Origin of the sequence: Plantibacter flavus (assembly GCF_900177615.1) — a bacterium.
Classification (GTDB): domain Bacteria; phylum Actinomycetota; class Actinomycetes; order Actinomycetales; family Microbacteriaceae; genus Plantibacter; species Plantibacter flavus.
In genome coordinates, this window is sequence record NZ_FXAP01000002.1 from 608516 (window position 1) to 620156 (window position 11641).

At 63.0% G+C, this 11641-nt stretch carries 12 protein-coding genes; 4 read left to right on the plus strand and 8 right to left on the minus strand.

What is annotated here, in order from left to right; genetic code table 11:
- Positions 1-279: 279 nt before the first annotated feature.
- Together B9Y95_RS09245 and B9Y95_RS09250 are read left to right on the plus strand one after the other, a co-directional pair.
- Positions 280-846, plus strand: a complete 567-nt coding sequence (locus B9Y95_RS09245; protein WP_143736393.1) for a hypothetical protein — start codon at positions 280-282, stop codon at positions 844-846.
- A 352-nt stretch (positions 847-1198) separates the two neighbouring features.
- Entirely contained in the window at positions 1199-1504 is a 306-nt protein-coding gene (locus tag B9Y95_RS09250) for a hypothetical protein (RefSeq protein ID WP_085511566.1), read from the plus strand.
- Between the two features lie 176 nt (positions 1505-1680).
- On the opposite strand, the gene B9Y95_RS09255 is transcribed toward B9Y95_RS09250, so the two are convergent.
- The 5 genes from B9Y95_RS09255 to B9Y95_RS20325 all read right to left on the minus strand — a co-directional run bounded on the left by B9Y95_RS09255 (position 1681) and on the right by B9Y95_RS20325 (position 5051).
- A complete protein-coding gene (locus B9Y95_RS09255) occupies positions 1681-2226 on the minus strand; it encodes a hypothetical protein (protein WP_085511567.1) in 546 nt (181 codons plus the stop codon).
- Positions 2195-2800 carry an antitoxin VbhA family protein gene (locus B9Y95_RS20640; protein ID WP_327083094.1) on the minus strand — a complete coding sequence of 202 codons (606 nt, stop codon included), beginning with the start codon at positions 2798-2800 and terminating at the stop codon, positions 2195-2197. The genes B9Y95_RS09255 and B9Y95_RS20640 overlap by 32 nt, the downstream gene beginning before the upstream one ends.
- Positions 2801-3004: 204 nt before the next feature.
- Entirely contained in the window at positions 3005-3871 is an 867-nt protein-coding gene (locus B9Y95_RS09265) for an SDR family oxidoreductase (protein WP_085511568.1), read from the minus strand.
- Between the two features lie 417 nt (positions 3872-4288).
- The gene (locus tag B9Y95_RS09270; RefSeq protein WP_085511569.1) at positions 4289-4591 is read right to left on the minus strand and encodes a transcriptional regulator; all 303 of its coding nucleotides are present in this window, start codon (positions 4589-4591) and stop codon (positions 4289-4291) included.
- A complete protein-coding gene (locus B9Y95_RS20325) occupies positions 4581-5051 on the minus strand; it encodes a hypothetical protein (protein WP_143736395.1) in 471 nt (156 codons plus the stop codon). The genes B9Y95_RS09270 and B9Y95_RS20325 overlap by 11 nt, the downstream gene beginning before the upstream one ends.
- Before the next feature lie 348 nt (positions 5052-5399).
- On the opposite strand from B9Y95_RS20325, the gene B9Y95_RS09280 reads away from it, so the two are divergent.
- Both B9Y95_RS09280 and B9Y95_RS09285 read left to right on the plus strand, forming a co-directional pair.
- Complete coding sequence (locus B9Y95_RS09280) at positions 5400-6410, plus strand: hypothetical protein (protein ID WP_085511571.1); 1011 nt, start codon at positions 5400-5402, stop codon at positions 6408-6410.
- A 41-nt stretch (positions 6411-6451) separates the two neighbouring features.
- Entirely contained in the window at positions 6452-6796 is a 345-nt protein-coding gene (locus B9Y95_RS09285; RefSeq protein ID WP_234994071.1) for a GntR family transcriptional regulator, read from the plus strand.
- Positions 6797-7718: 922 nt separating this feature from the next.
- Here B9Y95_RS09285 and B9Y95_RS09295 read toward each other — a convergent pair.
- Genes B9Y95_RS09295 through B9Y95_RS09300 form a run of 3 tightly spaced genes read right to left on the minus strand, consistent with a single transcriptional unit; the run spans position 7719 to position 11478 of the window.
- Entirely contained in the window at positions 7719-8957 is a 1239-nt protein-coding gene (locus B9Y95_RS09295) for a D-alanyl-D-alanine carboxypeptidase family protein (protein ID WP_234994072.1), read from the minus strand.
- A 2-nt stretch (positions 8958-8959) separates the two neighbouring features.
- Complete coding sequence (locus tag B9Y95_RS20330) at positions 8960-10048, minus strand: hypothetical protein (RefSeq protein ID WP_143736396.1); 1089 nt, start codon at positions 10046-10048, stop codon at positions 8960-8962.
- Positions 10045-11478, minus strand: coding sequence for a peptidoglycan D,D-transpeptidase FtsI family protein (locus B9Y95_RS09300; protein WP_327083095.1), 1434 nt, complete (start codon positions 11476-11478; stop codon positions 10045-10047). Before B9Y95_RS09300 ends, B9Y95_RS20330 begins: the two co-directional genes overlap by 4 nt.
- Between the last annotated feature and the right edge of the window lie 163 nt (positions 11479-11641).

Genomic DNA, 11641 nt, shown 5'->3' on the forward strand with positions numbered 1-11641 from the left:
GCAGCGATCGCGTGGTCCCACAGCCGCCAGTACATCGGCCCGTCCTTGACGGCATCGAACAGATCCGACCCCTCGATCACCACGAATGAGCAAGAAGTGTCACGATGACGCGGCCAGTGGTTAAAGAGCCGACGATGGCTGATGTCCATGGGCGGGGCGGCTTCCGAGCCGCCCTGTTTTCCTTCCCGCCGAGCCGCCCGCCTGTTGTGACACAAAGTCTCGCCCGGTTAGGTTGGGAGCATTCCTGGTCAAATCGATCAGATGGGGAGGAATACATATATGTCTATCCGGAAGGCTTTCGGGGGGATTGCGGCGCTCTGTGTCGCATTGGTCATCACCGGCGCAGCGACAGCACCCGCGGGTGCCGCGGAGAACGACGGCACCGGCGACGGCGACGTCGTGCAGCTGGAGTTCAACGGCCAGACGGATTTCACGGACATGGGTCCGGTGCACATGGTCATCGACGCCGAGACCAACACCATCACGAGCGTGACGCCGATCGAGGGTGTCTCGTATTCATCGCGGCAGGGTGAGGCGCGCTTCGTCGCCCCGAGCGAGGAATCCGCCGCTGATCCCGTCGCCGCACGTGCGCCGTCAGTCGGCACGACCTGCTCGGGCGGCAACGTTGCCTGCTGGCGCGGTGTCAACCTCGCGGTGGACCGTTCATTCGTCGGCACCGGAACCGCGACGGGCAACTGGCCCGGCCGTGGCTCCTACTACTCGGGTGGATACTCCGGTTCGGTCTGCTACCTGAGTCCGGCGACCACGTGCAGCGGGACCGTCCCCGCGGGCAGCCTCATCTCGATCGCGGGTCCACTGACGGGGGTCAGGGTCACCCTGGGTTAACAGCTGCTGACCTGACACGGAGAAGGGGCCCGGACATAGTGTCCAGGCCCCTTCTTCACGTTCTGACAGTTGGCACCGGCGCCCCAAGCGCAGCGCTTGCACTCGGGTGTGCGAGCACGTGAGATGGGGACGAATCGTCTACGAACAGCCCGGGTGGACGCGCCGCTGAACTACACCGACTGGTCGTCTACGCGCAGAGACAGCTCCGTGGCGGACGGGCGGGTGATTGCTGAGAGCTTCACCTAGCTAGCGCTACGAGCGCTCACAGTCCCGATCCGTTGTTCAGACCAAAAGGCGGCGCAACGCGTCTGCCAGAGTTTTCGCTGTCGGTGCGTGCCTGTACGGTCGCGGCATGAATACCTCCGCTCGGAACACCGCGCACACACTCCTCGACTTCTACTCTGGATACACCGGGGCCGAGTCGGATGACGCCAGAACGCGTGCTTTCAACACATCGATGGAAAAGCTCAACCACGACGGGGCGATCAGCGCAGAACTGGGCGACCAGGACGAGCTGTCCTTGGACGTCTTGCCGCTGCTGCTTGCATCCTCAGTCAGCTACGAGTGGTTGTTCTCCCAGCTCACTGCTGCCACGGGCAAGGATGCAGCCGAGCTGAGCTTCGAACTGAGGGCTTTCATCGACTCACTGCAGGACTGATTCGTCATCCCACCGAGTTCGAACGGCGTTCAGCGGCGTAGCTCTCCGAGGTGCCGGGCAATCGCCCGCAACGTATGAACTGAGTTCTGGGCTGTCACAGCAGGATCGTCGCGCTTGCCCTGTGCAGTAGACCCGGCAGCCGGCATAGGAATGAGCTTGGCGTACTCCGAGAGGTCCTAGCGAAGGTGCTCTACGTAGTGGCGCTCGGGCTCGTTTCCCCCTGGCTCCCATACGTACGCCGCGCGAAGCTCGCCAACCGCAGGAGCACCGAGACTCCCTCCAGGCGTACTGTTTTCGTCATCCGGAAAATGCCAAAAGACCCGTCGGCGTGCACCCGGAGCCAAATCAAACGGGACGGCGAACAAGCGCCCAAGCGCTGGCCCAATGGCGTCTTGATCGGACTGCGCCTCGAACTCGCGTTCTACGATCGACAGCACAATGCGGCGAGCGGTCGTGCGTCCGAAGTTCGCGATCACCAGGTCAAACGCAGGGGACCCGCCGACACTCGTCACGACATCGAGACCGACGTACGGCCGCGTCTGATCCTCGCTGTTCTGCGACTCGCGCTTCGCGGAATCACGAATTTGAATCGAGGTGAGTCTGAGTTGACGGTATGTCAAAGCAATCGCCACGATCGCCACCAGCGCGCCGACCGCGGCGGCGATCGCACCGATCCACCCGGGAACTAGTTCAACTGCGCTGGCATGCTCGGTTATCCACATGACCAAACGCTATTGCAAGCAGTCGCGGGTCCAGGAGAGTTGCAGCGGGCCCTGATCCGATTGGCCTCTGGCGAGCGGGTTCAGACGTAGCAATCCCCAGATCAATCACTCGAACTGTCATGAGAGATATTATCAGCTCAGTAAGACCATGAGTTGCGTTAGATGCAGGATCTCGCGACCGATGGCTTTTCCCGCGATTCCGCGCGACGCCGACGCCCCTGCATGAGACGTTGTGACGGTGCTCCGGAGGGGTTGACCCGAGATAGCGCGCGACCTGCGCAGACGAAGAACGAAGGCGGCCGCCGGTAGGAGTACCGACGACCGCCTCTAATTCTGCTGATAGCGACCATGCCGGGGCGCGCCTCTCAGCGCCCGTCGCCGACGCGACCGCGAGGCGAACGGTAGCCTTGGCGCGTCGAAAGTACTCCGCAAGATCAATCGCGCCGCGCGGGTAATTGGTGACGTTCTCGACGTCCTCACGAGTTGCCTTGAACCCTTCGTGCCAGCCAGCTGCGAGCGACTGACGCACGCTATTGCGCTGTGTCTCATCGAGCTGTGCGAAAGCTCCGGCCACTGCTCCTCGACGGTGAACCGCTAAGTCATAGCCGCGCCTTCTTTCAAGAGGGATACTCCGGAGCTACACGCCAGGCGTAGATCGTATCGGCCAATGGGATCCAGTCGTCGCGCGCCAGGATCCGCCCGTTCGACGATCGGCTACCGGACGGGTCATAGGCCGCTCCGCAGTTGCTGCCAACGGACCCCTTCCGCGCAGATGCAGTTACAGCGCGAATCCGCCGTCCGACGTGAGTACTTGTCCTACGACCCAGCTTCCCGCTGGCGTTGCCAGCCACCCGATGAGTTCCGCTGGGTCCCCTGGTGTGCCGACGCGACCGAATGGTGTGCTTGCGAGGTACTGGTTGAAGTTCTCGAAGGAGCGATCGGTGGTGTCGGGGTCCATGTATCCGGTGTTGACCGGACCGGGGTTGATCGTGTTAAGGACGATTCCAAGCTCGAGGAGCTCGGCGGCGACTGTAGCGGTGACCCCGGCGAGTGCTGCCTTGCTTGTGGCGTAGGCGACCTCTCCGCGCATAGCTCCATGAATCTGTCCGGACGTCATCCAGAACACGTGACCCTGCGCCTCGGCGTATGGCGCGTTGCCGGTGATCCGGTCTCCAGGCCGGCGCGGTTCGTCAGTTCGAGGTGCACGGAGCCGTGCGAACTCGGCGGTAAGCAGCAGGGTGGATCGGGTGTTGACTTCCCAGAACGCGCTCAGCCGCTCCGGTGTCATGTCGAGAATGCTGCCGTCGTTCCCGCTCTTCGCGTGGTTGCAGACGAGGACGTCGAGCCCTCCGGCGAGGCCGGCGGCGGCGGCGATGAGGTCGGGGACGGTGGAAGGGTCCGACAGGTCTGCGGGGACGTCTGCGAACTGGGCGCCCTCTGTGAGGTGGGCACGGACTTCGGCGCGGACCGCGTCGATGTCGTCTCCGCCCCAGGGGAGGTCGAGGTCGTGCGGGCCGTGATGGTGGATGGCGACGTTGGCGCCGAGTGAGGCGAGCTTCGTGGCGACGGCGAACCCGATGCCGCGTCGTCGTGAAACGCCGGTGACGAGGGCGGTCTTGCCGTGCAAGGGCGGGGAAGTGGACATGGTGAACCTTTCGATCGCCCCGAAGAGGGCGTGCTGGGTAGGAATCGAAGAAGGTTCAGGACTTCATAACTCACATGCTAGTAGGGCGAATTGCAGGAAACGACTGTCAGCCAACGCCGTCTAGGTTAGCCGGTCGTTCAGTGGGCGATTTTCAGAGAGTGCAGGCAGGACCTTCGCGCCCGAGCTGGCCTGGATCGCCGAGGAGCCTTGTGTCTCGTAAACCTATAGGTTTCCGAGACGTTAAGCAGCCTGGCGGGAATCCGTATTGCGTGTACTACCAACCTCTTTTTGGGCTGAGCGGGGCACTGGGCCCGTCTTCTAACTCGGCGGTACTACGACGTGCCAACCGGGAGGACTGAAACCGCTAGCTGCGCACCACGCCGCGTCTGAGGGTCTGGCTTATGGGTGCTGGAGCGGTTACGTGTCAGCGAGATTACGTAGCGCTGCAATGTGTCCGTCGAATGCAGCTCGTCCACGGGGGGTAAGCGAAACGGTAGTGGTGCGACGGGAATCTGACCGTTCGAGTGATGCCTGCTTCGAGGTCTGCATGTAGCCGATCTCGATGAGGTTGCGAATTGTCTTTGACAGGTTCGCGTCGCTCACTCTGAGGGTGCTGACGAGGGTGCCGAAGTCGGCGGTGTCCAACGGTCTCAGTAGCGCGCAGAGCCGCAACCGCGTCAGAGCGTGGATTGCCTCATCGAAGCGTGGTTCAGGGGGCACGTCGCAGGTCCCGGGCGTAGCACCTGTCGTAAATCGCGACGCCCATAAGCATGATTATGAACCCGGCGGATGCCAACGCGATGATCCAAGAGAGTTCGCCGTTTGTTGCGAGAGTGAGGGAGGCGGCAAAAGCTGCGACTGTCATGGCGCACAGCACGATCAGCACCATCAGACTTGCCGGGCCGGCTGGACGGTTGGTCGCGATCCCGGTCCGCTTTCGAAAGTTGTACTCAATGCCGAATAGGGCGAGAGCAGCAAGTCCGGTTACGACGTTCATCGGACCGGCAATGCCTGCGGCTGGGGCGGCGATTATCGCGGCGACTGAGAAAGCCTGTGCCGGAGCAACCCACCAGGTTTCAGCAGTCACTCGTTCAGCCAGTCGGGAGCGATCTGCAACGATCACGCCAAGCGTGTCGCGAGCGAACGCTGCGCCATCCGGGTTTGAGGGGGACCTGTCCATGCGACCAATTAGAACACTTGACTCATAGTTAAGCAACTTCGTGCGTCGTAGTAATTTCCACAAGGAATGCGTTGGGCCGGTGAAGCTGGACCCGTGCGGTCGGCGAGAGGGGCGGGATGCGTCCAGGGTTGGCGCGCCTCGCCGCTAGGTCTAGCTAGCTCCACAGCATTTCCGATTCAGCCTCGGGAGACTCCAGATGACTTCGTGTAGCGAGACGGCGCACGTCGACAAGGCGGAGGTTCCCCGATCATGGCGGGGCTTGATCTGCGAAGGTAGCACAAACATGTGCTACCGTCGCAGTACAAACGGCCGCTGTCTTTGGGGTCGATCTGACTGGAGGAGGCCGCATTGCTCTTGACGTTCCTGCTGACTATCGAGAACCTGCTGCCTCTCGAGGTGGCACTGACGTTTGGATTTGCCCTCTTCGCCCTCTCCTGGCTCTATCCGCGTCGCATCCTCTCGGTGCCTCAAGTCGAACGCCGCCGGTCTACCTTGCTCTGGGTGGGGGTAGTAGGGCCACTTCTCGTGGTAGTGGCAGCGACGGTGGCCAGTGCTCTCGCGGCGTCAACTTGGGACTGGTCCGGGTATGACGGCTGGTGGAGACGCCCTCTGCCGCTACTCGTGGCGGCAGTCGTCGTTGCAGCCGCCGGATTCACTCTGGGTCGGTCGCCGCAGCCTAAACCCACGGATCGTGCTGTCGCTCCGCAGCGGTCCTGGTCCGCGTTCGCACCGCAGCGTCTCCTGGTCGTAGCGGCCGCCTGCGCGGCCGTGATCGTGATCGTGGCGGGTTGGCAAGTGTCGATCGCCGTCTCGGCGCCGGCGGACGGGCCGTTCTTCGGTCAGGTGCCCCACTACACGACGTTGCCGATCTACATGAGCTTCAACGGCTTCGGCTACGTGCCCGGCGCTGGCTGGCCGAACCACGCCGCCACATTCCTCGTTCTCGGTATTGCGGCCGCCATGCTCGTCGTCACCCTCCGAGCGGATGCTAATCGAGCGCTCCCGGTCCGCTCTGCCGCGCCGACTGCGACGGTGGACAGGAAGGCGGCTGCGCGATTGCTCACTCTCATCCTGTTGGCGGGACTCGTTGCGACGCTCGGCGCCGTGCTCATGCACGTGGGCACTTCCGGCCTCTCGACGGTCGGGCTCGACGAGGAGTGGGTCTCCGAGAACGTCTCGATCACCAAGCTCTCAATCACTGGCGGCTACAGGGCGATTGCAGAACCCCTGAATCTCACCGGATATGCACTGCAAGGCGCAGGCGTCGCCTTGGCATTGAGGATCGCCGCGGACACTTTGCGATCAAGACGCCGCATCGCCCGCACTGCCGCAACTGATACCGCCGGAATGCTCCGGTGAAGGCGGCCGCCAACTGTGGTCCAAGCTCAGCTGAGGAGATTGTGGAGCTGTACCGCGGAGCGATCCGATCCGGCCTTCTCGGAGACGGCGAACGTCTGCCTACGGTGCGGCAAACTGCACGTGATTACGCCGTAGCACAGGCCACTGCGGCAAAAGCGTATCGAACACTCGAACAGGAAGGCCTAGTGATCACCCGCACCGCCGCCGGCACCCGCGTCGCCCCCGGCGCGTCCCGAGCGCCGCAAGCCGTCGTCGAACGTATCCGAGACTTGGTCGAGGTGAGCGCTGACTCGGACGTCTCCCTCGAGGACGTCCTTGCCGTCCTCCGCACTCTCTGGACTGAAAGAGGTCCCGCCGCTACGCCGCAACCCGAGAAGCCGACCTAGTAGCAGGCCAGCCCCGATCGGTCTCGCATGACGGCGCTGGCGTATCCTGGATCACGGCAGAGCCATGGACGGGAGAGGTCTCGAAAGCACAAGCAGCATGCCTCCCGAGCAAGTGCGGACGCTGCACTCCAAGGAGATCGAGATCGCTGAGGATGCGCTTGGCCCATACCTGGACGGTCTGAAGCCTCGACCCTTCTTGAGGTGGAGGACCATCGAGCCTGGGAACGACCCGTCACACTTGCGGCATTGCGCGCACTTCTCGGCGTGAAACCACCTCAGAGTTTCCGATACCTCGACTCTGAACAGGTCGATGTGATCACAAAGAGCGGCTCAAATGCGACGTAACTAGACACACGGCTTCCCCTCCCGTCGAGCTGATTCAGGGAGTACGCCGATTCCTTGAGTCCCTCTGAAACACGGTGTATTGAGCCCAATCCGAGCTATCCCACGGCACTCCATTGGCACCTGTCCAAAGTTCTCCGCGGTGCAGTGCAGGTCTTTGACGAGAATGGCCTGCGCCGTCAGCTTGCCCCAGCGGGATATCTCGTCTTCTACACCACACTGGCCATCTCGCAGAAGTGGCATTCAGCACGCCGTCTCGACACGAGCCAGCTAGAAAATCCGGTAGCTCGACATAGCGCGTTCGGTCCGCCGCTGAGCTTGCTGCCCCTCGCCCAGGGATGGACGCTCTCCTCGGATCAATTAGTCAGCCTCTGAGTCGTCCGCGTCGCTGACGAGTGAGGCGGGCGGACGTCAACCCTGATGACCGTCTGGCCTCAACAATGCGAGAGTCGACCTCATCGAGCGGATCGGCTCTATGGCGATCGTAAGATCCCTTATGCCTCCGCAACGCGGCAGCTGCCGGAATATACGCCTCCATCAGGACAATAGAGCGATCAAGCGGACTCATATCTAGTGACGATCAGGGGTGAGTCAGACGCCACCAAGGGTCTGGGTACGTTATTCCCGACGTCACGTGAAGGGGGACGTCCACGGTCCGCGCTCCGCCCGATGATGCAGCCGGAAGTGAAAATGTCAGTGTGCCCACGCGGGTGTCTTGCGTGACAGTGGTGATAGGACTCGTCTCCGCGGTGGTCGTGACGGTGGCGTCCTGCCACAGCAGTACGGAAACCGATTCAGTTGCTACGAGATCGGCGCGCTGCCCCCATGGTGTTTGATAGGTGCCCACGACCTCGCCGGCGGTGATGAGCGGGGCCTCGTGAAATCCCGCCGATATGCTTCGCACCACCCCAAGAGCTGCGCTGTCCCGCTCGGCGCGGGAATCCGCTCCGAGGATCACGCCCACGACCGTGACGCTTCGAGTCCCGACTGGGATGGTCGCCGCGAAGAGGATACACGCCCCTGATTCGTCGTCCGTTCCAGTTTTGATACCGAAGATTCCCTCGATTCCGAGGAGGGTGTTGAGGTTGCGGATCGTGCCTGCGCCGGGAAGCTGGGATTCGGTGAGGGCGGTCACTTCGGACAGTACAGGGTGAGCCAAGGCGAGCGATCCGAGGGCGACCAGGTCCTGTGTGGTGCTGGTATTGCTCGGGCCAATTCCGCTGGTATTGGTGACCGTTGTGCCGGTGAGGTTATGTGCCAGCAACCATGCATTGGCCGCTTCCAGGTACCGCTCAACTGATCCGAATGCCCATTCGGCGAGTGTGACGCTGTAGTTGTTGGCCGAGGGCAGCATCATTGCCTCGAGGAGCTGGCGCTCGGTCAGTACGGTGCCAGCGACCACTGGGGCGTTTGACCCGTTCTCAGCAATCGCTTCGAAGTAGTGGTCGACGTCAGCCTCGGTCATCGTGATGTCTGGTCCGTCTTCGCCCGCCTTCAGCGGTGCCACGCTGAGGACAACGAGGGCGGTGATGACTTTCGTGATACTCGCGATGGGGAACGAATCGGTAGGCCCGTGGCTGTCCAGAATGCCGTCGAAGCCGAGCGCGCCGACGGCGCCTCTGCCGAATTCCGGCCACTGCACCGCGGTCGGGTTGGCAGCGGACATGGACGGCAAGGCCACGATGGCGGTTGCCGCGGGTGGCGGCCCGGCGAGGGTGAGTGACGTGTAGATCGACGAGGTCAGGACCGTGGCGAGTAGGATCCCCGCGGCCAGTCGGCGTGGTGTGCGGCGGCGCGGGGTGGCAGGTGCGGGCTGCATGGTCACCGCAAAGCTCCGAGGACTAGGTCGGCGAGAGCAGGGATGGCCGCTTCGTTGGCACCGGCGGGAATGCGGAGGCGAATCCAGTGATCTCCATCGGTGAGATGGACGGTCGGCTGGGAGCTGCGGTCGAGGATGCCGCGACCGCGGTCGAACGTCATCGGTTCACCCTGCGCGGTCTCCAGTGGTGATTCGGCACCGAATACCCAGGCGCCGGCTGGCACGAGCTGATACGACACCGCGGCTGCCTTGCCGCTTACGCCGAGTTCGCAGGAAGTACCGCCAACGCGATGGATGGAATCAGCTGCGAGGGTATAGGCGACGGCCGTGGGCGGCGCGAATGTCCATGGTTGAGGCCCTTCCGCGTCCAGGATGCGTCTGATCTCCGCGACATCCATCAGTTCCTCGCAACGTGCCTTCCGAGACGGAGGGGTCTGGGTTGTCGGCTGCGGCACTCGTCTCGCAACGATCTGAGCGAGAGCGCTGAGCGCTTCGCCTGGTTTGTTGTGCGACGCGGAGGATCCCTTCGCGACCAGCTCGACGAAGGTGTCACCGACCCGCATGTGAAGCTCGCACCGTCCCTCGTATGTCGGCTCTCCAGGGGTCTCGCAGGTCAAGCCAGAGATGTCACCCACTTCGGTCGACCATTCGGTGTGCGCGTACGCGGAGTTGAAGTTCGCCCAATGGTCGCCGCCATTGGGTGCGACACGGATGTCGAGGGACTGCCCGCCTGCGGCGAAGCGGCAGCTGAGACCTCCCTCGATCAGCACTGCTGCGTCACCAATGTCGGCCGGCACGGCAGGAAGCGCTTTGCCGAACAGTGCCGCCAGGTGATCATCATTCACAGCCGAACCGCAGCTGATATCCGGCAGGAGCGACACCGGAGCCGAGACGGCATCTGCTGCCGGAGCATCCAGGCTGGAGCTACCGGAAGATGCGACGGGAGCAGACGTGCTGCAGGCGGAGAGCCCGACCACCGCAATGAGCAGTCCGAGGCCGCGTACCGAGGGTACTTTGGATCGGGGGCCGTTTCGGCGAGTTTGGGCCGCGGTCTCTGGTTTCCAAGGGTTGAATGGCGTCGGGATGCTCATGAGGAGATCCCCGCCGCTTCGAGCACCTCGCGGGCGATGGGTGCAGCGATTTCGCTCCCGGAGCCGGCTTGCCCGCGTCCTCCGCCGTCCTCGATGAGAACGGTGATGGCGATGCGCGGAGCGTGAGCGGGCGCGAAGCCGGTGAACCACAGACTGAACGGATCGTCCGGACCATTTTCTGCCGTCCCAGTTTTGCCGGCGACATCCACACCCCGGATCGCAGCGTTCATTGCTGCCCCTGACGTGACGCCGGTCAACATCATTTCAGTGAGGGCTGCACTGGTCGATGGACTGATCGGTCGGGAAAAGATGCTGGGCTCAGTGGGTGAGGAGCGGCCGTTGACAGGATCGATGACGGCGTCGACGAGGCGAGGCGTCATCAGGACGCCGCGGTTTGCGATCGCGGCGCTCACCATGGCGATCTGCAGGGGGGTGGCGCGCACGTCATCTTGACCGAATGCGGACAATGCCACCTGCGCCTCAGACATCCCGTCCCGCATGCTGCTCGGTGTCACGTCTAGCGGGATCTCGATGTTCCGGTCGAACCCGTATGCCTCCGCCATGGCACGTAGTGTCGATTCGCCAAGCGCAGGTCCGAGTTGCACGAAAGGCACGTTGCACGATTGGGCGATGGCTCGGGCGAGGGTGACCTCATCCCCGGGCCCGCACGCGAGGCCTGTTGCGTTGCGAACCACACTCTCGCTCCCGGGAAGTCCGATCCGTGCCGGGTTTGCGAACAGTGACTCCGGATCGTACTCCCCGCTCTCCAGCGCCGCGGAAGCGGTGACGAGCTTGAACACGGACCCGGGCGGGTTCAGCGACCCCCCAAGCGCTCGATTCACAAGCGGCTCCGCAGGGTCAGCTTCGAGGTCAGCGTAGGTTGCAGAAACAGCATCAGGGTCATGGCCTGCAAGCGCGCCCGGGTCATACGACGGCGTTGATACCATCGCCAGAATTCTCCCCGTTGAGGGTTCCATCGCCACAACCGAACCAGTCAGACCTCGATCGGTCAATGCGTCATAGGCTGCCTGCTGCACAGTCGAGTCGAGCGTCAACTCAACATCGTTCGTCATCACGTCGCCTCCACTGAAAACTCGCTCCAGCCGCCGTACCCATTGCGACTCGCCCTCGCCGGTCAACTCGGAACCGTAGGCCCGCTCGACACCCGTTGCGCTGGGCAAAATACTTAGGTACCCCGTGACTGGTGCGTAGACCGGGCCGGCGGTGTAGACCCGCTGATGCCGGTATGGATCTTCGCTGGGGACGGACTCCGCGATGGGAACACCGCCGACCAGTATCCGCCCGCGCGGTGCTTCCAGCTGCGTAAGCGCCGTTCGGCTGTTCAGCGGCGATGCGTTGAGCTCATCCACCTGCAACACCTGAATCGAGGAGACTGCCGCGAACAGCGCCACGAACATCGCTGCGGTCACAACGCCTACGCGAGACACTTCCTTTTGCACTTTCCACCTTTCACTGTTACCCGTTAGCATTCTAGATGGTTTTACTTTTAGAGTGCTGAGTGGGGGAAGGCGGATGGCGTCACGGAGGTTGCTACGCGGTCGGGCGAGTTGGGTACTGATCGCGGTTTGGGCC